The 23,027-nt window shown below is 43.4% G+C and carries 22 protein-coding genes and 1 tRNA gene; 21 read left to right on the top strand and 2 right to left on the bottom strand.

Features of this window, described 5'->3' with window-relative positions; translation table 11 throughout:
• Nucleotides 1–28: 28 nt before the first annotated feature.
• Nucleotides 29–436 carry a LysR substrate-binding domain-containing protein gene (locus ACYQ5K_RS14640; RefSeq protein ID WP_459777822.1) on the top strand — a complete coding sequence of 136 codons (408 nt, stop codon included), beginning with the start codon at nt 29–31 and terminating at the stop codon, nt 434–436.
• Here ACYQ5K_RS14640 and ACYQ5K_RS14635 read toward each other — a convergent pair.
• The gene (locus ACYQ5K_RS14635; protein WP_173687767.1) at nt 433–1,317 is read right to left on the bottom strand and encodes a LysR family transcriptional regulator; all 885 of its coding nucleotides are present in this window, start codon (nt 1,315–1,317) and stop codon (nt 433–435) included. The genes ACYQ5K_RS14640 and ACYQ5K_RS14635 overlap by 4 nt on opposite strands.
• A gap of 223 nt (nt 1,318–1,540) precedes the next feature.
• Here ACYQ5K_RS14635 and ACYQ5K_RS14630 point away from each other — a divergent pair, with 223 nt between their 5' ends.
• The 16 genes from ACYQ5K_RS14630 to ACYQ5K_RS14555 all read left to right on the top strand — a co-directional run bounded on the left by ACYQ5K_RS14630 (nt 1,541) and on the right by ACYQ5K_RS14555 (nt 17,851).
• Entirely contained in the window at nt 1,541–2,419 is an 879-nt protein-coding gene (locus ACYQ5K_RS14630) for a shikimate dehydrogenase (RefSeq protein ID WP_173687768.1), read from the top strand.
• A 72-nt stretch (nt 2,420–2,491) separates the two neighbouring features.
• Entirely contained in the window at nt 2,492–3,706 is a 1,215-nt protein-coding gene (locus ACYQ5K_RS14625; protein WP_459777821.1) for an MFS transporter, read from the top strand.
• A 21-nt stretch (nt 3,707–3,727) separates the two neighbouring features.
• Entirely contained in the window at nt 3,728–4,492 is a 765-nt protein-coding gene (aroD, locus tag ACYQ5K_RS14620; protein WP_459777820.1) for a type I 3-dehydroquinate dehydratase, read from the top strand.
• Nucleotides 4,493–4,778: 286 nt separating this feature from the next.
• Nucleotides 4,779–5,294: a TRAP transporter small permease gene (locus ACYQ5K_RS14615; protein ID WP_173687771.1), complete on the top strand. Its 516-nt coding sequence runs from the start codon at nt 4,779–4,781 to the stop codon at nt 5,292–5,294.
• Nucleotides 5,279–6,568, top strand: a complete 1,290-nt coding sequence (locus ACYQ5K_RS14610; protein WP_173687772.1) for a TRAP transporter large permease — start codon at nt 5,279–5,281, stop codon at nt 6,566–6,568. The genes ACYQ5K_RS14615 and ACYQ5K_RS14610 overlap by 16 nt, the downstream gene beginning before the upstream one ends.
• 11 nt (nt 6,569–6,579) lie before the next feature.
• Nucleotides 6,580–7,587 (top strand): TRAP transporter substrate-binding protein, encoded by a 1,008-nt coding sequence (locus ACYQ5K_RS14605; protein ID WP_173687773.1) that lies wholly within the window; start codon nt 6,580–6,582, stop codon nt 7,585–7,587.
• 143 nt (nt 7,588–7,730) lie between these two features.
• Nucleotides 7,731–8,288, top strand: a complete 558-nt coding sequence (gene efp, locus ACYQ5K_RS14600) for an elongation factor P (protein WP_022220387.1) — start codon at nt 7,731–7,733, stop codon at nt 8,286–8,288.
• Nucleotides 8,289–8,539: 251 nt separating this feature from the next.
• Nucleotides 8,540–9,373, top strand: a complete 834-nt coding sequence (locus tag ACYQ5K_RS14595) for a DUF5688 family protein (RefSeq protein WP_173687774.1) — start codon at nt 8,540–8,542, stop codon at nt 9,371–9,373.
• 562 nt (nt 9,374–9,935) lie between these two features.
• Nucleotides 9,936–10,649 carry a response regulator transcription factor gene (locus tag ACYQ5K_RS14590; RefSeq protein ID WP_173687775.1) on the top strand — a complete coding sequence of 238 codons (714 nt, stop codon included), beginning with the start codon at nt 9,936–9,938 and terminating at the stop codon, nt 10,647–10,649.
• Nucleotides 10,636–11,796: a sensor histidine kinase gene (locus tag ACYQ5K_RS14585; protein ID WP_173687776.1), complete on the top strand. Its 1,161-nt coding sequence runs from the start codon at nt 10,636–10,638 to the stop codon at nt 11,794–11,796. The genes ACYQ5K_RS14590 and ACYQ5K_RS14585 overlap by 14 nt, the downstream gene beginning before the upstream one ends.
• A 69-nt stretch (nt 11,797–11,865) precedes the next feature.
• A complete protein-coding gene (locus ACYQ5K_RS14580) occupies nt 11,866–12,531 on the top strand; it encodes an ABC transporter ATP-binding protein (protein WP_173687777.1) in 666 nt (221 codons plus the stop codon).
• On the top strand, nt 12,528–14,924 hold the full coding sequence (locus ACYQ5K_RS14575; protein ID WP_459777819.1) for an FtsX-like permease family protein: 2,397 nt from the start codon (nt 12,528–12,530) through the stop codon (nt 14,922–14,924). The genes ACYQ5K_RS14580 and ACYQ5K_RS14575 overlap by 4 nt, the downstream gene beginning before the upstream one ends.
• 12 nt (nt 14,925–14,936) lie before the next feature.
• Nucleotides 14,937–15,236 carry a hypothetical protein gene (locus tag ACYQ5K_RS14570; protein ID WP_195231583.1) on the top strand — a complete coding sequence of 100 codons (300 nt, stop codon included), beginning with the start codon at nt 14,937–14,939 and terminating at the stop codon, nt 15,234–15,236.
• Nucleotides 15,237–15,445: 209 nt separating this feature from the next.
• A complete protein-coding gene (locus ACYQ5K_RS14565) occupies nt 15,446–16,744 on the top strand; it encodes an AAA family ATPase (protein ID WP_178025719.1) in 1,299 nt (432 codons plus the stop codon).
• Nucleotides 16,745–17,413: an RloB domain-containing protein gene (locus tag ACYQ5K_RS14560; RefSeq protein WP_178025720.1), complete on the top strand. Its 669-nt coding sequence runs from the start codon at nt 16,745–16,747 to the stop codon at nt 17,411–17,413.
• 39 nt (nt 17,414–17,452) lie between these two features.
• Nucleotides 17,453–17,851 carry a hypothetical protein gene (locus ACYQ5K_RS14555; protein ID WP_178025721.1) on the top strand — a complete coding sequence of 133 codons (399 nt, stop codon included), beginning with the start codon at nt 17,453–17,455 and terminating at the stop codon, nt 17,849–17,851.
• A gap of 169 nt (nt 17,852–18,020) precedes the next feature.
• On the opposite strand, the gene ACYQ5K_RS14550 is transcribed toward ACYQ5K_RS14555, so the two are convergent.
• A tRNA-Arg gene (locus ACYQ5K_RS14550) sits at nt 18,021–18,092 on the bottom strand.
• A gap of 179 nt (nt 18,093–18,271) precedes the next feature.
• On the opposite strand from ACYQ5K_RS14550, the gene ACYQ5K_RS14545 reads away from it, so the two are divergent.
• The 4 genes from ACYQ5K_RS14545 (at nt 18,272) to ACYQ5K_RS14530 (ending at nt 22,909) form a co-directional block, all read left to right on the top strand.
• A complete protein-coding gene (locus tag ACYQ5K_RS14545; RefSeq protein WP_173687780.1) occupies nt 18,272–18,895 on the top strand; it encodes a hypothetical protein in 624 nt (207 codons plus the stop codon).
• A 251-nt stretch (nt 18,896–19,146) separates the two neighbouring features.
• Nucleotides 19,147–20,913: an arginine--tRNA ligase gene (argS, locus tag ACYQ5K_RS14540; protein WP_173687805.1), complete on the top strand. Its 1,767-nt coding sequence runs from the start codon at nt 19,147–19,149 to the stop codon at nt 20,911–20,913.
• Between the two features lie 51 nt (nt 20,914–20,964).
• Nucleotides 20,965–22,110, top strand: coding sequence for an alanyl-tRNA editing protein (locus ACYQ5K_RS14535; protein WP_173687781.1), 1,146 nt, complete (start codon nt 20,965–20,967; stop codon nt 22,108–22,110).
• A gap of 19 nt (nt 22,111–22,129) precedes the next feature.
• Entirely contained in the window at nt 22,130–22,909 is a 780-nt protein-coding gene (locus ACYQ5K_RS14530; RefSeq protein ID WP_173687782.1) for a CPBP family intramembrane glutamic endopeptidase, read from the top strand.
• Nucleotides 22,910–23,027 lie beyond the last annotated feature (118 nt).

The raw sequence follows: 23,027 nt of genomic DNA, 5'->3' as shown, positions 1-23,027 counted from the left end.
TTGACAGGTAGCACACCATTTTGTACCGATCGCCAAGGAAAAGCTGGTGGTTGTTGTTCCGAAAGGGCATGAACTGGCAGGAAGGGGATCTGTTGATCTGAAGGAAACACTTCCTTATCCGCAGGTGTATTTCACCAAGAACAGCGGACTCAGACCGGTGATCGACCAGCTGTTTGAACAGACCGGAGGGACACCGAAGATCGCTTATGAGATCGTGGAAGATGCTTCCATGGCGGGGCTTGTGGCAGAGGATTTCGGAATTGCAGTGATGCCGGAGATCCCGATCCTTAAGAATCTGGATGTGGATGTACTGGATATTGAGAATCCACCATATGAGCGTTATATTTATCTGGCAAAACTAAAAGAAAAGTATCTGGCGCCGGTTGTAAAAGAATTTATTGAATATGTAAAAGAAAGTAATGGGAAGGCACTTTAATAGGCCTTCCCATCTCTTTTGACAAACTGAATGAAACGTTTGACAGCGGGGATCTGGTATTTGTCGCGGATGTAGCCCATATAAACCGTATGGGTAAGATCGGCGTCGGCAAGCGGCAGAATCGTTACGTTTGCCTGGTCTACTGCGTCTACCTTTGCAACAAGGGCAATCCCAAAATCTTCGGCAACAAGAGCGGCGATCGCGTTCTCATCCGGGCATTCACAGACAATGTTTACTTTTAGCTTCTTTTCTTTATAGAAGTTACGCGTAAATCCACCGAGTCCGGAATAGCGGTCATAACCGATCAGAGGATATTCGGTGAGGTCACTGCAGGATACCGTATCTTTCTGCGCCAGGGGATGATTTTTCGGCGTGATCACAACCATGTCCTGATGCAGGATCGGGATAAAGGAAATATCCGGTTCATCCGCAACAAAAGAGCCAAAGATCACATCGTGGCGGTCGGATTTGAGTCCCTGGATCATATCGGCGGTATGTGTCTGGTTGAAATTGAAGGTAACGTGCTTGTTTCGGTCCAGATCCAAGAAGGAGCGGACGGTATGGGGAATATAGTAGTTCGCTAGAGGGAATACATAGGCAATATCGATGTGTCCGCCACTTCCGGCAAGCTGCTTCATCTTATGCTCGGCAATGTGCACCTCCTCGAGGATTCGGTTGACGTGTTCCAGAAAGACGCGGCCAGATTTGGTGAGGACAACATTACGTCCCTGATGTTCAAAAAGCATCAGTCCGAGTTCCTCTTCCAGAAGCGCCATGGACCGGCTGAGGCTTGGCTGGGAGATCTTGAGAGCTTCGGCAGCCTGCCGGAAATGCTGCAGGGTTGCTACTTTTTGGAAATATTCAAGCTGATTGAGGGTCATGATAAAAAATCCTTTCTATATTAAATAAAAAGATTGTAACATAACTGATGTTAAAAAGCTATCAAAAATGCATATAAGATGTATTTGAACTATCAAAGGATATCGTCTATAATTTAACTATCAAGAGGTTGTTTAAAAATTAACAAAAGTTGGGCAAACGTTAAAAACATTCTCAAAGAACAAAGAAACAAATTTCTATGGAAGAAGAAAAGGAGAACAAATCATGGCAGAGAGAATTACAGGACACACAGAACTTATTGGACTTATGGCTTATCCGATCAGACATTCAAGTTCACCGGCAATGCACAACGAAGCATTTGCTTACCTTGGACTGGATTATGCTTACCTTGCATTTGAAGTTGACAACAGCACACTGGAAGATGCAGTAAAAGGACTTCGTGCTCTGAAAATGGTAGGATCTAACGTGTCTATGCCAAATAAAACAGTTGTTGGACAGTATCTGGACAAATTATCTCCGGCAGCAGAGCTCTGTGGAGCAGTAAACACAATCGTAAATGAAGATGGTGTTTTGACAGGACACATCACAGACGGTATCGGATTCATGCAGTCATTAAAAGACAATGACATCGATGTAATCGGAAAGAAGATGACAATCGCAGGAGCGGGCGGAGCTGCTACAGCAATTGAAATCCAGGCTGCACTTGATGGTGTAAAAGAAATCTCCATCTTCAACATCCATGATAAATTCTGGGCAAACGCAGAAGAAACAGTAAGAAAGATCAATGAAAAGACAAACTGTAAAGCAACTCTTTACGATCTGGACGACAAAGAAAAATTAAGAGAAGAAATGAACGATTCTTACATTTTTGTAAACGGAACAGGTGTTGGTATGAAACCACTCGAAGGAATGTCTGTTGTACCGGATAAATCATTCTTCCGTCCGGAACTGATCGTAATCGATGTTCCTTACTCACCACTGGAGACAAAGATGCGTTCTATGGCAAAAGAAGTTGGATGTAAGACAATGAATGGTCTTGGAATGATGTTATTCCAGGGAGCAGCTGCATTCAAACTCTGGACAGGAAAAGAAATGCCGATCGAACACATGAAAGAAGTATTAAATATCAGATACGATGACTAATATCCGGCAGGCTGGTATTTAATTTAAGAAGAAATCGAAAAAAATTGAAAAACAGGAATGTGAGGAAAAGAGATGAATAAGAAATACATACCTAGCGCCTTGATACTTTATTTAAACTACTTTATCCACGGTGTTGGATGTTCCATCCTTGGACAGGCAGTCATCAAGGAAGCACTTGCTGCTTCCTGGGGCGTAGAAGTTATGGCAATCACTGCAATTTCGGCAGCACTTGGACTTGGACGTCTGATCGCGCTTCCGTTCGCCGGACCGCTTTCTGACAAACTCGGACGTCGGATTTCAACCGCGATCGGTAGTGGATCCTATGCAATCTACCTGATCGGACTTGCACTTGCATTTAATGCAGGAACAAATGGCGGATACCAGATCGCATATATCTGTGCAATCGTTGGTGGTATCGCAAACTCTTTCCTGGATACAGGAATTTACCCGGCTGTTTCAGAAATCATTTACAAAGCACCGGGCGTTGCAACTATGGGGATCAAATTCTTTATTTCTGTATCACAGATGCTTTTGCCGTTCGTACTTGGTGTAACTGTTGCTACCACAGCGACAGGAGCAACTTCTTACAACACGCTGTTCTATGCATGTGGAATCGCTTATCTTGTACTTCTGGTACTGGTTATGATCTTCCCACTCCCGGATACAGATCAGAAAGCGGCAGGAAAGAAAGAAGGACTGATCGACAGCTTAAAGCATACCCATTTCTCTGTAGAATCCATCGCAATGATCCTGATCGGATTCACATGTACAGGTACTTTCCAGTTATGGCTGAACTGTGCACAGAACTTTGCGAAAGAGAATGTAGGCTGGGCTGATCCGTCTATTATGCAGACATATTATTCAGCAGGAACAATGCTTGCACTTGTTGTAACTGCACTTTTAACAAGAAAGATCAAAGACGTAAGATTTATCCTGGGATACCCGGTAATCTGTCTTGTAACGATGATCGCTGTTCTGGTTGGAAAGAGCCAGACACTTATGATCGCAGGTGCATTCCTGATCGGATGGGCAGGAGCAGGCGGACTTCTTCAGATCGCGACTTCTGTATGCAACATGCTGTTCCCGAAGATCAAAGGAACCGTAACAGCACTTGTAATGATCGCATCTTCCCTGTGTAACTACACCATCCTTACCGCAGCATCCAAAATGCAGCCGGAACAGGTTATGGTTATGAATATTGTTCTTACAGCAGTCGGAGTCCTCCTTGGATTATTCGTAAACTTACGCTATACTAAGATGGTAGAACAGGCACAGGCTGACAACTAAGAAAAAGAGGAGAAAATAGACATGAGTAAATATGTAGAAGTTCGTGGCGTTGAAATCGGCGAAGGTGTTCCGAAGATCTGTGTACCGATCGTTGGAAAGACAAAAGAAGAAATTCTTGCAGCAGCAAAATCTTTTGAGGATGTTGCACTAGACGTTGTAGAATGGCGTGTGGACTGGTTCGAAGGAGTATTTGACTTTGCACAGGTTGAAGATGTATTAAAAGACCTTCGTCCGGCACTCGGCGAAACTCCGATCCTTTTCACATTCCGTACTTCCAAAGAAGGCGGCGAAAAAGCAATCGAAGCAGATGCATATGCAGAGCTTAACAAGAAAGCAGCAGCAACAGGACTGGTTGACCTTGTAGATGTAGAAGCATTTACAGGTGATGAAGTGGTAAAAGATATCATTGAAGGTGCGCATGCACACGGCGTAAAAGTTGTTGCATCCAACCATGATTTCGATAAGACACCGGACAAAGACGATATCGTAGGACGCCTTGTGAAAATGCAGGAACTCGGTGCAGATATCCCGAAAATTGCAGTAATGCCACAGTGCAAAAAGGATGTGCTCACACTTCTTGAAGCAACACGTGAAATGGCAGAAGAACATGCAGACCGTCCGATCATTACAATGTCTATGGCAGGTACCGGACTGATCAGCCGCCTGTGCGGTGAAGTATTCGGTTCCGCACTTACTTTCGGGGCAGTTGGAAAAGCTTCTGCACCTGGTCAGATGAATGCATCAGATTTAAGAGAAATCCTGACGCTGATCGATAAGAGCATCTAGTAAAGAAACATCCGGAGAAGTCCTGTGGCAGATCCGTTATGTTTAACCTGAATGAAGAGTGAAAAAAAGGCAGGATAATAACCCGCAGTCATACCGGGGATTCCGGTGAGACTGCGGGTTATTTATATCTGATGTTTGTTAAAAATCTAACCGATGCCCGGAGCGGAACGGTTATAGAGATTTTCACTATTTAAAGGGATAAAATCAATATGGAAAATAATAGACAACTTCCACAGAAATTGTTATCATTTTTCTATATGACTACATGAATGGAGGGCAAACGTGAATGAAGAAAACAGTAATCTGGCTGGATAACTATCTGGAAGAATTTCTCATGGTGGTCAGCCTGATCTTGATGACGGTGATCATGGGAATCCAGGTGTTTTCCAGATATGTACTCGGCTCAGCTCCGTCCTGGTCGGAGGAGATTACCCGATACCTGTTTGTATGGTCGGGCTTTTTGAGTGTCAGCTATTGTACGAGAAAGTGTATTTCTATTAAGATCGAACAGTTTGTGGCGATTTTTCCGAGAAGAGGAAAGGCAATGTTTAAATTGGTCAATCATACTTTTGAGCTTATGGTATTCCTCTATCTGATTCCATTTGCATTCAAGTATATGATGTCGGCAGTGGAGAGCGGGCAGGTGAGTCCGGCGTGCCACATTCCGATGTATTATGTACAGGCAGCACCGCTTGTCAGCTTTATCCTGGTGGCGATCCGTATTGTCCAGCGGTGGTTTGCAGAGTTAAAAGTCGTAAGAGATAAAGAGGAGAAAGGAGACAAAGCATGCCGGCAGCAGTAGTATTTATCTTATTTGTAATCTGTCTGATTATTGCCATTCCGGTATCGATCGCGCTTACGATCGCATCGGTTCTCCCGGGTGCTTTTGATCCATCTTTCACAGCCAGCGGACAGTTCGTGATCCGTTCCATGCTGGGAGGAATTGACAGTTTCCCGCTCCTTGCGGTTCCGATGTTTGTACTTTCCGGAATCATCATGGCAAGAGGTGGTATTTCCAAAAAATTATTTGATGTATTTTCGTATTTCCTTGGAAATCTGACAGCAGGTCTTCCGTGCGCGGTCATTGTAACCTGTCTGTTTTATGGCGCAATCTCAGGTTCCGGACCGGCGACGGTTGCAGCAGTCGGAAGTATGACGATCCCGATTCTGATCGAGCTTGGATACGATAAGGATTTTTCCGCGGCGATCGTAGCCGTTGCAGGTGGTCTTGGAGTTATTATTCCACCAAGTATTCCGTTTATTATGTTCGGAAGTGCTTCCGGCGAATCAGTAAGTGACCTGTTTATCGCAGGGATCATTCCGGGACTTCTGATCGGCGGACTTCTGATGGTTTATGTAGTCTATTACTGTAAAAAGAATGGAGAAGACAAAGAAAAGATCCAGAAAGTAGTCGGGGAGCTTCATGAGAAAGGACTTTTGAAGGTTTTAAAAGAAAGCTTCTGGGCACTTTTGAGTCCGGTCATCATTCTGGGATGCATCTATTCCGGAATCGCATCGCCGACAGAAGCGGCAGTCATTTCGGTATTTTATGCATTGATCGTCAGCCTGTTTATTTATAAGACGATGACGTTTAAAGATATCTGGCCGGCACTGGTGGAAGGGGTGCGTACTTATGCACCGATCATGTTCATTCTTGCGGCATCGATTGCGTTTTCAAGAGTTCTGACTCTGATGCAGATCCCACAGATGGTCAGCACCTGGATCCTGACGCACTTTACCAATAAGATCGTCCTTCTTCTGGTGATCAATGTATTCCTTCTGATCGTGGGAATGGTCATGGATACCACACCGGCAATCCTGATCCTGACACCGATCCTTCTGCCGATCGTAACAGCAGTCGGCATGAATCCGATCCACTTTGGAATCATGATGGTTGTCAACCTTGCGATCGGATTTGTAACACCGCCGATCGGGGTTAACTTATTTGTGGCAAGTTCGCTTACAGATATCCCGATCATGCGGATTTCCAAACATGCGATGCCGATGATCGGCTACTTCCTTGTTGCGCTTTTGTTAATTACGTTTATCCCGGCGATCAGCCTGGCACTGATATAGGAGGTGGCAGCATGAAGAAAGCAGTAAGAATGGCAGTAGCGGCAGGAATGTGTGCGGCACTTGCACTCAGTGCGGGATGCCAGAAAAAGACGGTTACGGATGATGAAGTACAGCGATATGCATGGCCGCTTGCAACGGCGAGTCCGGAGGATACCGTAACACAGATCTATGCAGAAAAATTTGCGGAAGAAGTAGAAGAATTAAGTGATGGCAAGATGAAGATCCAGGTCTATCCGAACGGTACGATCGGAGGGGACAGGGAGCTTCTGGAGAGTTGTAAGGATGGGGACATTCCGTTTGTGATCCAGAATACAGCTCCGCAGGTAACCTTTATGCCGGATCTGGCGGTATTCGATCTTCCGTGCCGTTTCAGCACGATTGATGAAGTACGTAAAAAGGCCGATGATCCGGAATTCTACGGACTTCTGGAGAATGTCTATGAAAATGGCGGATACAAGCTTCTTGGTTATGCAGATCAGGGATTCCGCGTGATGTCAACGAATAAAAAGGTCGAATCATTGGCTGATTTTAAAGGACAGAAGATCCGTACCATGGAGAATTCCTACCATATGGATTTTTGGAAAAAACTGAAAGCATCTCCGACACCGATGAGTTTCAGTGAGGTGTATATCGGGCTGCAGCAGGGAACCATTGACGCCCAGGAAAATCCATACGAGGTTATCGTATCCAACAAGCTTTATGAACAGCAGGATTATGTGGTGGAGACCAATCACCTGCCACATCTGATCTCTCTGATCGTCAGTGATGAATTTTTTCAGGATCTGCCGGAAGATAAGCAGGCGATCCTTGTAGAAGCTGCAGAGATCGCCAAAGAAGAGGCTCGCCAGGCATCGGATGACCGGATTGCGGACAAGATCAAAGTAATTGAGGACAGCGGAACACAGATTGTTACACTTAGTGATGAACTGAGAGTGGAAATCCGTGAGGCAGTGCAGCCGGTTTACGATGAAATCGAGAAAAATGTGGATAAAAAGCTTTATAATTCCTATATGAAATAGCAAAAAAATACGGAAAATCAGGGAAATCTGTAATTGATTGAAATTTTTTGTTGAAAAATAGAGTTTTTTATTATAGAATTATAAGTAATGTATATAAAAAAGTAAAAGGAATGCCTCAGGGCATATATAAGGAGGATATTACAATGATTTCAGCAGGCGATTTTAGAAATGGTCTTACAGTACTGATCGAAGGAAATATTTATCAGATTCTGGAATTCCAGCATGTAAAACCGGGAAAGGGAGCAGCTTTCGTTAGAACAAAACTTAAAAACATCATCAGTGGTGGTGTAGTAGAAAAGACTTTCCGTCCGACAGAGAAATTCGATACCGCTCATATCGACAGAAAAGATATGCAGTATCTGTATTCTGATGGTGAACTCTATCATTTCATGGATGTTGAGACATTCGACCAGATCGCAGTTGATGGAGATACAGTAGGAGATTCTCTCAAGTTCGTAAAAGAGAACGAGATGGTTAAAGTATGTTCACATGAAGGTAACGTATTCTCAGTAGAGCCGCCGATCAGTGTGGAACTTGAAGTTACAGAGACAGAGCCGGGAGTAAAAGGTGACACAGCTACAGGCGCTACCAAACCGGCTATCGTTGAGACCGGAGCAAGCGTTCTTGTACCTCTGTTCGTTAACCAGGGTGACAAGATCAAAATTGATACCCGTACAGGAGAGTACAGCTCAAGAGCATAATCCTTTCGTCATAATTCACAAAATTAAGACAGAGATAAAAGCCGAAAGCAGAGGCAAGTCCTCATGCTTTCGGCTTTTTTGCATGTCAATGCCATTTTGGAAGGGAAAAGAATGTTCTTGTAATCTGAAAAAAGGGCAGATATAATTGGCAGTACACACCTGCTTGAATGCAGGTGATATTCAAATCATAAGCTGCCTTAAGATGGCAGAAAAGGTTCTTTGCGGCGCATGGCTTTCGGGAAGGAGAACGGATGAATTATACAGAATTTATGAATGCTATGTTATGCGAGATCAGAGGACAGGTAGATGCGCAGGTGAGGACAGAGCTGTACACTGTGACAAAGAATAATGGAACCAGAAGAACGGGGATTCTTTTTAAGCAGGAGGACAGCAACCTTGCACCGACGATCTATCTGGAGGAATTTTACCAGAAGTACCTGAAGGGGCAGCAGGTACCGGATCTGGCGGATTCCATTTGCAGTATTTATCAGGAGATTCGGGTGAAGAAGACCTGTGATTGTCAGAATCTGTTTGATTTTAATCATGTAAAAGAGCATATCGTGTACAAGCTGATCCGGCGGGATGCCAACGAAGAACTGTTAAAGCAGATTCCTTATGAGCCGTTCCTGGATCTGGCAGTGGTCTATTATATCCAGATAGACAACACACGCTTTGGTTCGGCGGCGATCCAGATTCGCAACGAGCATCTGCGGTACTGGCGTGTGGAAAAGGAAGAGATCCGGCGTCTTGCCGAGAAGAATACACCGCGGATCTATCCGGTGCAGATCCAGAAGATCGTGCGCTTTATGTATGTGGCGACGAACGAGCAGTGCAGTCTGGGGGCAGCAGTGATGCGGTATCCGGATTTCTTGGAAAAGGTCTGGGGGATGATCGGAGAGGGGTTTTATATCCTGCCAAGCAGTATCCATGAAGTCATTCTGGTGCCGGAAAGCTTTGGAATGGAGCCGGAGCGGATGCAGGAGATGGTCAAAGAGATCAATCAGATCGGAGTGGCGCCGGAGGAAGTGCTTTCGGATTCCGTGTATTACTCTGATGGGGAGGAGATTCGGATCGTGGCGAAGTAGGGATAGATTATAAACGTGTATAGAGTAGGGAAAATTGACAGGGAAATATACCATTGTATAGCAGAGGATATAGTAACAGATGAAGTTATTATAACTGTTGTGCAGATTATGCATATTAGGGAAAGACATCCCAATGATTATGAACTTTTTTCTACATACAAATTCTTTACAAAAGAGAATAATATTGATATACTGAAAGTAGAGAAAAATTTATTCATATGATTATTTAAGGTGGAAGATTTCGTGCGATCCACACGCCGATGGTATAGACAGGGGAAACCTGAGAGATGCAGGAGAAGCGCACGCCTGCTGGATAATCATTTGAAGAAGACTTAAAGAGGTGTCGCAGGTTTGCGGCACCTTTTTGTGTATACGATGAGCCAAGTGCAGATTTGTGCTTGCACAAGAATCTGCATTTGGCGAATGTACATCATCTGGCTGTTAAGCGAGATGGTGTACAAAGTATACGAATCAAGTAGGAGTCAGCCTGCTCGATTATATAGATCAAGTAGGAGTCAGCTTACGCAATCATACAATAGAAATAAAGAAAGGAATTCCAAGCATGAACACAGAAATTTTAGTAATTGAAGATGACGATCTGGTAAGACAGGGAATCGTAGACATCCTGGACCTAAAGGGATGGAATGCGGTCGCAGTAAAAAACTGTAGTGAGGCGCTTACAAGGATCCGAGAAGAAGAATATATGCTGTATGTACTGGACATGAAGCTGCCAGACGGGAACGGAATCATGCTCTGCAGGGAGATCCGCAGATATACAGACAATCCCATTCTTTTCTTATCAGCCTATGACAGTGAAGAATTTATTGTAGAGGGATTTGAGGCGGGAGCAAATGATTATGTGATAAAGCCTTTCCGCACATTTGAATTTATTGCGAGAATCAAGGCTTTGCTGCGACGTACCGGTATGCAGAATGGCAAGAAAGTGAAAAAAGGAATCAAAAGCGGAGAATATGAACTGGATTTGCAGAATCAGATTTTGCAGAAGGATGGTGTCCGGATCGATCTTACAAGGACGGAGTACCAGGTTCTGCGCAGTCTTCTGGAAAATGCACCGAATCTTGTCGCACGGGAGTTCCTGTTGGATACTATCTGGGATTCCAATGAAAATTATATCGATGACAATACCTTGTCTGTACATATGAACCGGCTGAGAAAGAAGCTGACTGCAGAAAGTGAGCAGGATCCGATTGAGACAAAGCGTGGAGTCGGTTACGCATGGACGATGAAAGCAGAGGATGTGTATGATGAAATCTGAGAAAAAGACAGAAAAATGGAGAATACCGGGAAAATGGATTCTGATTTTTCTTTTGATATTGCTGGCTTTTTATGGATATCAGAATATTCTTGCAGAAAATTATGAAAGACAGGTTGTTTCCTGGATTGGACAGACAGAAAAAGACAGAACGGTTTCTGCCTTTACAGAACCGGATGAAGAAGCATATCAGAAGGGCTGCGAGGCATTGAAAGAGGCAGGATATGGAGAGACAGGAAAAGTCTGGCTGGGAAAAAGAATCCGAAGCTATGGAAGAGGCACGTTTGTGTTTGCAATCGGCATCATCTGCATTGCTGGTCTGCTGACAGAACTGCACATGGAGAAAAGACGGAAAAAAACACTGAATAATCAATTTGCAGAAAAAGACAGGGAATTGGAAGCAAAGCTAGCGGAAGAAAAAGAATTTCTGCATCGGGACCGGCAGAAAATGGGAACTTATATGGAAAATATTTCCCATCAGCTAAAGACGCCGATCGCGGGAACACTTCTGAATCTGGAGGTGCTTCTTGCGACAGAAGAGAATGAAAAGCGGTATCAGAAGCTGGAAGACTGTGTGAAAAAAGTGCAGTGGATGTCGGATATGACGATCGTGCTTCTGAGGCTTGCACAGATTGATTCCGGGAAAATCTGGATGAAGCGGAAAAAAGAAAATCTGACCGGACTCATCGAAGAATGCATGGACAGAACACAGCCTTTAGCGGAAGAAAAAAGCGTTGGATTTGAAAAGGATGTTCCAAAAGAATGCCTGCTTTCCTGTGACGGATTCTGGCTGAAAGAGGCAATGGAAAATGTACTGAAAAATGCCATAGAATATGCAGATACAGGAAGCAAGATACAGATTCTTCTGAAAGAAGATACAGATTATTACAAGCTGTATATCACTAATCAGGGAAAACGGATTGAAAAAGAGAAAAGAGAGCTGATTTTTGACCGTTTTTACCAGATGGAACAAGGCAGTGGAATCGGGATTGGCCTGCATCTTGCAAGGGAAATTGTCACGCTTCATCGGGGGACACTGAAGGTTGTAGAGCGGAGTGGTCTGGAAGAGGCGACAACCTTCCAGTTTATACTGCCAAAGATGATCGCAAAGGATCATGGGCGGGAAGTGAGTAATCTTACGATATCGTAAGATTAGGGTAAGTGAATCGAAAGACAGATCTGGTATAGTAAGACTAACAAATGAAGGAGGTGATGGAAGATGAAAACCGTAATCAGACTGGACAAGGTAAGCAAAAGCTATACCCTTGGTGAAAAGAAAATCACAGCATTAAAGGAGTTTTCTTTTGAAGTGAAAAGTGGTGAGTTTGTGGCAGTGATGGGGCGAAGCGGATCCGGGAAATCTACTTTTCTTAAGATTGCAGGAACACTGGAAAAGCCAGATACCGGAGCAGTCTTTCTGAATGGAATACAGATCAACGGACTTTCCCAAAAGAGGATCTGCAAGATCAGGCAGAAGAAAATCGGGTTTATTTTCCAACAGTATCAGTTACTGCCGGAGTATACGATCTGGGATAATGTATGTATGCCGCTTTATATCGCACATACAGTACCGGATAAAGCCTATATCCGACAGCTTCTTGAAAAGGTCGGATTATGGGACAGGAATGGAGATTATCCGGATCAGTTATCCGGTGGAGAGCAGCAGAGAGTGGCAATTGCCCGTGCAATGGCGGCAAAGCCGGGAGTGATCCTTGCGGATGAACCGACCGGGAATCTGGACTATCAGACCGGGCAGGAGATCATGAAGCTGATCTGCGCATCCAGAGAACTTTACCGTCAGACAATTGTCATGGTGACACATGATATGGACAGTGCCAATTATGCGGACAGGATTGTGTATATGGAAGATGGTGCATTGCGATGAAAAGAGAGAAAAGACATGGAATTGAACGGGAACTCAGTATAAAAAGAATTCGCAGCCAGAAGAAATACAGCATCCTGATTGTCTCAGTCCTGCTTCTTACCTGCACACTGGTCCAGATTGGCTTCCAGATGTCAGAAGGACTGAAAGCCGCATATATCGAGAATCGCAAGGCGGTATATGGGGAATGGGAACAGGTATTTGTGGATATGGATGAAAGCTCGGTGAAAGTAGCAGAAGAGAATCCATTTCTTGCACAGACCGGGAAAATAAGGATCTATGGTGCGATCTCCGGGGATTATCTGGAAAACCGTCAGATGAATATCGGGACGATGGACGAGACGGCGTGGAAGCTTGGCAGACTGGAAATGAAAGAAGGGCGCCTGCCGGAAAATGAGCATGAGATCGCAATGGAATACAGTACACTTCGCTCACTTGGATATGAGGAGATGCTTGGAAAAGAAATTACACTGGACGTTACATCGGCGCTTTCCATTCTGGAGCAGGGGGAATCGAAAAGCTATGCTTATACTTTGTGCGGGATTCTAAAAGATTATCAGATAAACTGGGAGATCTGCAACCGGCATCGGTTCCCGACCGGGATTGTGACCCGGGAAGGCGGTGACAGGATTGGATCTATTCAGGATATGCATATGCTTGTAAAAGCGAAAGAAGGCAGTGAAAGTGTCTATGAAGATCTGAAAGACAGTGAAGAATTTACCTGCGGCATGGATGAAAATGTGGAACAGGACAAACTTTCTGATGTAAGTCTTCCGTATATGGATTTTCTGGAAAATATCCGTTTGCTGATTGGTGGTGCGTCGATCTGTATCCTGTTTCTTACGGTATCGCGTTCGATTATCTCAAGAGAACAGTTCTGGAGGTTCCTGGATGCACTTGGAATGAGAAGAGGGCAGATGTACCAGATTATTTTCTGGGAAGCAGTTCTGTTTGGTGCAGGGGCTGTTATTGTTGGAAATCTTGCAGGAATTGGGATTTACCAGCTGGTTATCCCTGTTTTTGAAAAGATAACCGAGCAGACATTACCACAGGCAATTGCTTGGGAAGGAGTTCTTTTTGGAACTGGATTCAGTGTGTTATGCATTGGGGCAAGTTATGGACTCAGTGCAGTGCAGCTTCGCATACTTCTGAAAGAAAAAAAGAAGAAAGTTCAGAAAAGAAGAGAAAAATATAGGAAGATCGTAAGGTTTACGCCGGGGAGAGTTTTACTTCATAAATGGCAGATGCATCGTGTGCGTAAGAGTGTGGAAATCGTTCTTCTGGCAAGTGTTTTACTGGTTGCGGGATTTGGGAAGATAGAGATCTCAACCAGACAGGAAAAGCTGAAAGTATATCAAAGACTGACAGGAAATGGATATTATTTAAGTACAATGGAGATTACGAATTCTCCTGGAATTTCCAGGCAGACAGTGGATAAACTGGAACAGGTTGCCGGAGTAACTTCTGTAGAGCAATATCATAACAATGAAAAAGAGGAGTTCTGGATTGATCTGTCAGAATATGCCGAAAGTGAGTATTTTCAGAAAGTAGTCGAAACATTGTTGGCATATCTGAATGAGACATCAATAAAGGAAAAGATATCTATTGAGAAAGTGAGATTGTCTTTGCTTACAATAGGCGGATGGCAGGATATACAGCGTTTCCTGAGAAATCTGGATGAAGGCAGCCTGACAAAAGAAGAATTTGAACAGGGAGATTTTTGCATTCTGGATCTTACAGAACTGCAGGAATATGATGGGAAATATCTGAGCGCATTCAGCCCGGACGGACAAGGAATATCAGAAGATACGGTACAGGTTGGTGATGAACTTCCGGTTTATACATTGAATGAGGATGGAAGCAGAAACGAAAACCCGATTCCGGTAACAGCGATTTTACGTGGCATGAAGGAAGAAGATGTGCGGAATCCACAGATAGGTGGATCTGGTATATCGATGATTGTTGGAAAGAATTTCTGGAAGAAATTTGGGAAAAGCAGAATTATGGAATATGATCAGATTGTAAAAATTCTGGTATCGGATGATGCGGATGCGTATGATACGGAAGGGCATATTCTAAGTATATTAAAACAGGGAACAGCTGTAAATGTGCAGAATAACCATGAAGAGTATAAGAAAATACGTCAGGAATTGTATTCCTTTATAGGAATGTACAGCATTTTTGCAGTGTTTTACATGATTCTGATTTCCATAGTTCTGTATCAGATGTTCCTTGCAGAGAAGCAGGAAGAAAAAAGAGAATGGGAAATCCTGCAGTCACTTGGAATGGAAGAAAAGTTTCGGAAGAAAATGCATCGTATAGAAGTTCTTTGGATGATGGGAATTGCGGGAGTAATTGGCGTTCTTACGTTATGGAGTATTTGTAGACGGAAATAGGAGGAAATGAATATGAAAAAAATTTGTGCATTTATTATGATTATGATGTTCGGATTAAGCTTCGGTGGGCAGAAAGTATTAGCAGCAGATATTGTTACTTATGGAATGGCGTGTACTTGTGGAGGTAGTTTAAATCAAAATAGAGTGTCGTATGACGCATGGGAAACATATGCTTCTACTAAATGCTCAAAAAACAATAATCTTTATGATTCTAAACAAAGGACAACGAAACACACGACATACAAGTGTAATAGATGTGGATATCAGGTCACAATCGATACTAAAGTGGAAAGAACGTTATGTACGCATTAAATAAATAGTGACAATTAGTTAAAAGCAGTCAGAAATGGCTGCTTTTGATGACAATTATTGGAAGAGTAGAACAGAAAGACTCATATTATTCTGTATTTTAAAAGCTTATAGCAGATTATAAGAAATTGAATGCAATAAATTAAAAAAACAAATAAAATAGATTGTATTTCTTGCGGAAAATGGATATACTGTAACCAGAGGTGGAAAATATGCTAATAGAATTTCGTTTTAAAAATTACAGATCATTCAGAGATGAAGCGGTTCTTTCGATGGAAGCAGTAGGACTTGGTTCTTTCAAAAAGAGTCTGATTGAACAAAATAATATGAAACTTTTACCAGGGGTAGCCATTTATGGAAAAAACGGTGGTGGTAAAAGTAATGTGATAAGAGCATTCTGGCTTGGCGTACAATTTATTCGGAATGCACAAAGAATCCAGCATGAAAAGGCAGCAGTTCCGGTAGTGCCTTTTTTGCTTAATGACTATTCGATGAATGAGCCAACGGAGTTTTCGTTTGATTATATTGAAGATGGCGTTAAATATTGGTATTCATTTGCTGCGACCAGAGAAAAGATCATAAAAGAGTCATTGTATCATGCTCCGAAAGGTCAGAAGGCGCTGGTATTTTCAAGAAAATTGCAAAAATTTAGTTTTACAGAAGAGAAAGCCCGGAGAAAATTGATCAGTGAAACTGTGGCAGAGAATCAGCTGTTTTTCTCTATTGCATGTACAATGAATGATGCAGCCTGTGCAAGGGCAATGAAATGGTTTCGGGAAGCTATATTTTTTTCGAGAGATTATACAGATATTCCTAAACAGCTTCTGGAATATTCAGGAGACAGTAATATGCTGAATGCAATTTCGGATTATGCGAAAACAGCTGATTTTGGAATCGAGGAAATGCAGTTTGAGATTGAAAACAAAGAAATTGAAGGAACAATTGATTTCCCGGAGAACATACCAGAAGATATGAAGACAGCATTGACGTCATTTATACAGATTTTATCGGAAACGTCGAACAATTCAGAAGGAAAATTAAAGATGTGCCAGATAAAGGCTCAGTCGAAACACAAAGGTGTATTAGAAAATGGAGATACAGGGTTATTTAATCTGGAATTGGAAGATGAATCGGATGGAACAAGGAAACTGATGTCATTGGCACCGGCAATCGAATCTGTTTTGGAAAAAGGAGGAGTCCTTTTGGTTGATGAAATAGAACGAGAACTGCATCCGATGCTTGTGAATTTTATAATTGCAAAATTCCAGAGTAAAAACAGCAATCCAAATGGAGCACAAATTATATTTACTACGCATAATACTGAGCTGATGAATATGGAATTTATGCGAAAAGATCAGATTTATTTTGCGGATAAAAATAGAGAGGATGGTTCGTCTGAACTCTATAGTGTTACCGATTTTACAACCAAAACAGCAGACAATATCAGGAAAGGATACCTGGCTGGAAAGTATGGAGCCACTCCGGAACTGGAAATTGAGGAGGTTGAATAAATGCCCAGAAAGAGGCGAGAGTGTGGGAGTAGAGGTGCAGGGAAATCTATCATAAAAGTATTTTGTGAAGGAGAGAGTGAACAGGCTTATACAGAATATCTGAAGAGAAAATTTAGTGATGTGGCAGTTATACAATATCCTAAAGAACCGGGGCTGTTTGACCGGGCAGAGGAAAGATTTAAAAAGGATTCCAAATATCGGGATTATACAGAAGTTATCGATGAGGTATGGTTTTTCTTTGATGTTGAAACTAAGGATATCAATAAATGGAATGAACGGTATCGGATAATTAAAAAGCTTCGGAAATTGCGAAAGGATCAGAATATCAGAGTAAGACTTCTGATGACAAGTGGATGTATAGAATATTGGTTCATGCTACACAAAAAGTATTATATACCACCACTGCAATCAGTTGCAGAAAAGGAAAAAGTTATTGCTGATTTGAAGGTTGAGGAACCATTGTATGAAAAAGGAAATCGAGCAATAACTGCAAAAATTGCGGAAGATTATCCAATAGCTGTAAAAAATGCAGCGCGTACTATGAACAGGTTATTAGAAGATGGGATGCCTATGTTAGAAGATACGGATGTAAGAAATCAATGGCTTTGTAAGAACTGTAAAACTTTTTCTAATGTACATGAGGCAATTAAGTATTTGGAGAATCTTTAAAAGTTCATAAGGGAAAAGATTATCTGAGGAGGATTCAAGATGAAGAAAACCTATATCCTGTATTGCTACATAATCAGCATGATTCTAATGCCGTTCAAATGGTTTGCGCCGGAGTATATGACGGAGTTATCAGAATGGGGATTTAAGAGTATTGCCAATCCGGTTGGGATTGGACTGCTTATCATTGGTGTCCTGCTAATCCAGGCAAAAGACATAGGAGCAAAAGAACGGATTCTGGCAGGAATCGGATTAGTGGCAATCGTTCTTGGTGAACTGTATGCTTATTTTACCTGGTATAAAGGATGGTATTATCCGATGGTTTCCTTTGATGGCGCAAAATCCAGTGCGTTGCCAACATTTTATATAGGTGTGTTCTTAAGTGCTCTTGCGTGTGTTGTTTTTCTTGTGTTGTGTATGAGAGAAAAACGCAAAAAGTGATACTTTATTTAGAATGGATTTCCTGACTGAAAATACAAATTACGATGTTAGATCTTTTGTCAGGATAATTGCCTATATGAAAGCGATAACTTAAAAAATGACAATAAAGAAAAGACGATCAAGTTATTAAAAAAGACTGTCAAGCTACAAAAGCTTCACAGTCTTTTCACGTCCCTGATCAGAATCGAACTGACGCACCCGCCTCCGGAGGGCGGTGCTCTATCCACTGAGCTACAAGGACATCTACTAATATAGCACTTGCATGAGAAAAAAGCAAGCAGAAATTTTGGATGTAAGAAAGAGCTTATGAAATTTTGGATGTGAGAAAGAGCTTCGACAAAACCCGTCAAAACAAGTCTTTCTTCGCTATTGACGCAAAAGCTGGCATTGCGTATGATAGGTGGCAAAGGAGGAAATGCCATGTCGGAAGAAAAAAGGATGCCCGTCCTTACAGGCAGAAAGAAGCAGATTTTCTACACTGGTCTTGTGTATCTGCTGGTCTGCTTTATGACGGCGGGAGTCACCGTTTTTCTTACGAAAGAGAAAAAAGATGAGGTAAAAGAAGTAAGTGCAGTTGTTACAGAAGAGCCAAAAGTAAATACCGGGTACGCAGCGATGGAAACCAATCCGCTTCTGGAGAATCAGGACGAAGAGCTTGCGGATGCAGTAGAAGCATACTATCAGGAACTTTCCGGAAAAGAAGCCTATGCCGAAGCATACGATGGGATTGCGATTTACACGAAAGACGGCAAAGCAGAAGGCAGCAGGATCCTGTATGTACGGTACAATATGAAGATCCGTGGAATTTACACCGAAGTACCGGGGCTTGGAACCTTGTATGTGGTTAAGGATAAAGAAGGGAAATTCGATATTCAGGCAGAGATCTCTGACGAGCAGATTCAGACGGTGATTGAAGAAGTTTCCACACAGACAGATGTACAGGAGCTGTTTGCACAGGTAGAAACGGATTACGAACAGGCACTTGGTTCAGATGCAATGCTCGCACAGGCAGTGGAAGATCTGAAAAAAGCAGTGGATCAGTAACACTGTAAATACAGTGAGCCAGTAACGTCTGAAAAAAGCGGTAAAGTCTATGAAAAATGTTGTGCGTCAGCAGAAGTGGATGCTGTCTTGCCCCAAATTCATAAAGAATGCAGAATTTCAGGCAACATCCAGTCCCCAGATTACGATTTTCTATTGCGCTTACATAAGGATTCCGATATAATAAATAAAGCGGCGCAGGCAGAGAGTCTGCGCTAACGTTTATGATGAAAAAGAGAGGAACGATCGATACTATGAAGAAGATCCTGGATCTGATAACAGAAGAACTGGAACAGGCATTTGTAGATGCCGGATATGAGAAAGAGCTGGCGCGGGTTACACTTTCCAACCGCCCGGATTTATGTGAATATCAGTGTAATGGCGCGATGGCAGGTGCAAAGAAATACCACAAAGCACCGATCATGATCGCCGAAGAAGTCGTGGCAAAGATTCCGGAAAATGGATATGTCAGCGAAGCAGAAGCCGTAAAGCCAGGTTTCATCAACCTGAAGACCAACCCGGCAGCAGTCGCAGAATATCTGAACCAGATGGAAGCAGATAAAAAGCTCGGTGCGGAAGAAGTAGCAAATCCAAAGACAATCGTCATTGATTACGGCGGACCGAACGTGGCAAAACCGCTTCACGTTGGACATCTCCGCTCCGCGATCATCGGAGAAAGCGTAAAGAGAATCACCCGTTTTATGGGCAATAAAGTAGTTGGTGATATCCACCTTGGAGACTGGGGATATCAGATGGGACTGATCATCACAGAACTGAAGAAACGCCAGCCGGATCTTCCGTATTTTGATGATAATTTCACCGGAGAATATCCAAAAGAGGCACCATTTACCATCAGTGACCTGGAGGAAATCTATCCGGCAGCATCCACTTATGCAAAAGAGCATGATGATTACAGAGAAGAAGCACTGGATGCGACCTTCCAGCTGCAGAGTGGAAAGCGCGGTTACCGTGCAATCTGGGATCACATTATGAATGTGTCTGTGACAGACTTAAAGAAAAACTATGCGAACCTGAATGTTGAATTCGACCTCTGGAAAGGGGAATCTGACGCACAGAAATACATCCCGGATATGGTAGAAAGACTGAAAAATGAAGGCTATGCACATATTGATAACGGAGCCCTCGTTGTAGATGTCAAAGAAGAGACCGATACCAAAGAGATTCCGCCATGTATGATCCTGAAGTCCGACGGTGCAGCACTTTATGACACCACAGACCTTGCAACACTGGTAGAACGTGAAGAACTGTTCCAGCCAAATGAAGTCATCTATGTGGTTGACAAGCGTCAGGAACTGCATTTTGTACAGGTATTCCGCTGCGCGAAGAAGACCGGTATCGTAAAAGACGATACCAAGCTGACCTTCCTTGGATTCGGTACGATGAACGGAAAAGACGGAAAGCCGTTCAAGACCAGAGAAGGCGGCGTCATGCGTCTTGAGAACCTGATCCGTGAGATCACCGAGAAGATGTATGAGAAGATTACTGAGAACCGTACCGTATCGGAAGAAGAAGCAAAAGCGACAGCGAAGATGGTCGGAATGGCTGCGATCAAATACGGAGATCTCTCCAACCAGGCAGCAAAAGACTATGTATTTGATGTGGACAGATTCACTTCCTTTGAGGGAAATACAGGTCCGTACATCCTGTACACCATCGTTCGTATCAAATCCATCCTGAACAAATACAAAGAATCAGGAAAGAGCATGGACGATATTAAGATCCTTGCGGCTGCAAGCGAGAGCGAAAAAGCTCTGATGCTGGAAGCTGCGAAGTTTGGAAGCGTAATGCAGAACGTCTACGAAGAGCTTGCACCACACAAGATCTGTGCATATATTTACGATCTTGCAAATGCATTCAACCGTTTCTACCATGAGACCAAGATCCTGGCAGAAGAGGATGAACAGAAGCAGAAGAGCTACATTGCCCTTCTCACACTGACAAGAGACATTCTGACAACCTGCATCGATCTGCTTGGATTTGAAGCACCGGAGAGAATGTAAAAAGGCAGAAGCATCAGAAGTAATGACAATATGATAAAGAGGCGAGGACATATGACAGAGAAATTGTTTTACACAGACAGTCACCGGCAGGAATTTACTGCGGAGGTTGTGTCCTGCCGCCCGTGCGATAACGGATATGAGGCAGTTCTTTCAAGAACTGCCTTTTTTCCAGAAGGCGGCGGTCAGGCAGCTGATACCGGACTGATTGACGGGATCAGAGTATATGATGTACAGGAAAAAGGAGACCAGATCTTCCACTATCTGGAAGGGGCACTGGAAGAAGGAAAGACCGTGACCGGTCAGATTGACTGGGACAAACGTTTTTCACGGATGCAGCAGCACAGCGGAGAACATATCGTATCGGGAATCGTTCATGCACGTTTTGGATATGATAATGTGGGATTCCATTTGAATGATGAGCTCTGCACTCTGGATTTAAGCGGTCCGCTCACAAAAGAAGAGCTCCGCGAGGTAGAGGATGCGGCAAATGAAGCGGTATTTGCAAATGTGCCGGTTCAGGTAAGCTATCCGTCCAAAGAAGAACTGAAGACGCTGGATTACCGCAGTAAGATTGAGATTGACGGTCAGGTGCGTATCGTAACGATTCCGGGATACGATGTGTGTGCCTGCTGTGCACCGCACGTGAATTTTACCGGAGAGATCGGTCTGATCAAACTGGTACAGAGCCAGAATTACAAAGGCGGAATCCGGATCACCATGCTCTGCGGAAGACGGGCGCTGAAGGACTATCAGCAAAAAGAAGACAGTGTCAGGGCAATCATGGGCAGCCTTTCGGCAAAAGAAGAGCTGATCGCAGAAGCTGTAGAGCGCGTCAAAGACGAAGGGACACAGCTGAAAAGTGAACTCGCTGAGGCAAGAATGCAGCTTCTTGCAGTGCAGGCAGAAAAGATACCGGAAGGACAGAAGATAGTCTGTATTTTTGATGAAAAATTAAGTGGAAATGAGCCACGAGAACTGATGAATCTTGTGCTGAAACGAGAAACCAAAGTGTGCGCGGTATTTGCAGGAACAGAGGCAGACGGATACCGTTACGTGATCGGAAGCGAGACCGAAGATGTGCGCCCGTACAGCAAGATCCTCAAAGAACAGTTTGACGGAAGAGGCGGCGGAAAACCGGTCATGGTACAGGGGTCCGTAAATGGAAGCGAAGAAGCAATCCGGAAAGTATTTGAGTAAGAAAAGGCGGAGATAGAGAATGCGAGACAGGAAAACAGGAAGAATCATCTGGTATTTATTCAGTGCGGTTCTGATCAAATGGGGTGTGGAGATCGCAGTAGCGACATTTGCACTTTCCTGCGGTCTGCGCAGCAATATGGGAATTGGGGCAGTCTCTTCGATCATTACGATCCCAATGATTGCGTGGATCTACCGGAAAGATAAGGGACGATATGAAAAGCAGCAAGAATCCTGGTGGAAATATAAGGCAGCTTCCGGATATGGAATGTGGCTTGTTATGCTCGTCGGTGCAGTGACTGCGTGTGTGGCGATGAATGATATCGTCATGCTGATGAATATGCAGAGGATCAGCCAGGTTTATCAGAGCACAGAGCAGATCATTTACAGTGCACCACGCTGGCTTCAGCTGGCGGGAGGCGGGATCCTGGCTCCGGTCGCAGAAGAACTTGTTTACCGCGGGATGATCTACCGGCGGATGCGTGAGAGCCTTACCGCTGTGCAGGCAGGTGTGTTTGTATCCATTTTGTTCGGTGTCGGTCATGGAAATCTGCCACAGGGACTTTATGCAATGATACTCGGACTTCTGCTTGCCTGCATTTATGAGAAATTCCGGAATATTGCAGCGCCGGTCCTGTTCCATATTGTTGTGAATATTACATCATTATTGCTTTCGTGGTACGGAGGCTTTGACTGGATCCTGGAAACAGAAGGAAAAACGGTTGGAATTACCATGCTGGCAACGCTTGTTACAGTTCTAATTTATGTAAAAATCAAAAATATAAGACAAGAAATACGATAATTAACTGAAAATTATAGAAAAAGTTCACAAAACAAATAATATCTGACAATTTCTGTAAAATTAGGGGTTTACTTTTTGAGATAAATGCTGTATAGTGTTAAATCATAAAAGCAACAAC

It is taken from the genome of Allocoprococcus similis, from assembly GCF_054660775.1.
The sequence above is the reverse complement of the archived record's forward strand: the minus strand, read 5'-3'. Positions and strand labels throughout refer to the sequence as shown.

Excerpts from the sequence above, each read along its gene's own strand:
- ACYQ5K_RS14535 (WP_173687781.1), top strand. The coding sequence starts at position 20,965 with ATGACAGAGAAATTGTTTTACACAGACAGTCACCGGCAGGAATTTACT.
- ACYQ5K_RS14590 (WP_173687775.1), top strand. The coding sequence starts at position 9,936 with ATGAACACAGAAATTTTAGTAATTGAAGATGACGATCTGGTAAGACAG.
- efp (WP_022220387.1), top strand. The coding sequence starts at position 7,731 with ATGATTTCAGCAGGCGATTTTAGAAATGGTCTTACAGTACTGATCGAA.
- ACYQ5K_RS14625 (WP_459777821.1), top strand. The coding sequence starts at position 2,492 with ATGAATAAGAAATACATACCTAGCGCCTTGATACTTTATTTAAACTAC.
- ACYQ5K_RS14595 (WP_173687774.1), top strand. The coding sequence starts at position 8,540 with ATGAATTATACAGAATTTATGAATGCTATGTTATGCGAGATCAGAGGA.
- ACYQ5K_RS14585 (WP_173687776.1), top strand. The coding sequence starts at position 10,636 with ATGATGAAATCTGAGAAAAAGACAGAAAAATGGAGAATACCGGGAAAA.
- aroD (WP_459777820.1), top strand. The coding sequence starts at position 3,728 with ATGAGTAAATATGTAGAAGTTCGTGGCGTTGAAATCGGCGAAGGTGTT.
- argS (WP_173687805.1), top strand. The coding sequence starts at position 19,147 with ATGAAGAAGATCCTGGATCTGATAACAGAAGAACTGGAACAGGCATTT.
- ACYQ5K_RS14605 (WP_173687773.1), top strand. The coding sequence starts at position 6,580 with ATGAAGAAAGCAGTAAGAATGGCAGTAGCGGCAGGAATGTGTGCGGCA.
- ACYQ5K_RS14580 (WP_173687777.1), top strand. The coding sequence starts at position 11,866 with ATGAAAACCGTAATCAGACTGGACAAGGTAAGCAAAAGCTATACCCTT.
- ACYQ5K_RS14575 (WP_459777819.1), top strand. The coding sequence starts at position 12,528 with ATGAAAAGAGAGAAAAGACATGGAATTGAACGGGAACTCAGTATAAAA.
- ACYQ5K_RS14545 (WP_173687780.1), top strand. The coding sequence starts at position 18,272 with ATGTCGGAAGAAAAAAGGATGCCCGTCCTTACAGGCAGAAAGAAGCAG.
- ACYQ5K_RS14630 (WP_173687768.1), top strand. The coding sequence starts at position 1,541 with ATGGCAGAGAGAATTACAGGACACACAGAACTTATTGGACTTATGGCT.
- ACYQ5K_RS14560 (WP_178025720.1), top strand. The coding sequence starts at position 16,745 with ATGCCCAGAAAGAGGCGAGAGTGTGGGAGTAGAGGTGCAGGGAAATCT.
- ACYQ5K_RS14615 (WP_173687771.1), top strand. The coding sequence starts at position 4,779 with ATGAAGAAAACAGTAATCTGGCTGGATAACTATCTGGAAGAATTTCTC.
- ACYQ5K_RS14530 (WP_173687782.1), top strand. The coding sequence starts at position 22,130 with ATGCGAGACAGGAAAACAGGAAGAATCATCTGGTATTTATTCAGTGCG.
- ACYQ5K_RS14570 (WP_195231583.1), top strand. The coding sequence starts at position 14,937 with ATGAAAAAAATTTGTGCATTTATTATGATTATGATGTTCGGATTAAGC.
- ACYQ5K_RS14555 (WP_178025721.1), top strand. The coding sequence starts at position 17,453 with ATGAAGAAAACCTATATCCTGTATTGCTACATAATCAGCATGATTCTA.
- ACYQ5K_RS14610 (WP_173687772.1), top strand. The coding sequence starts at position 5,279 with ATGCCGGCAGCAGTAGTATTTATCTTATTTGTAATCTGTCTGATTATT.
- ACYQ5K_RS14635 (WP_173687767.1), bottom strand. The coding sequence starts at position 1,317 with ATGACCCTCAATCAGCTTGAATATTTCCAAAAAGTAGCAACCCTGCAG.
- ACYQ5K_RS14565 (WP_178025719.1), top strand. The coding sequence starts at position 15,446 with ATGCTAATAGAATTTCGTTTTAAAAATTACAGATCATTCAGAGATGAA.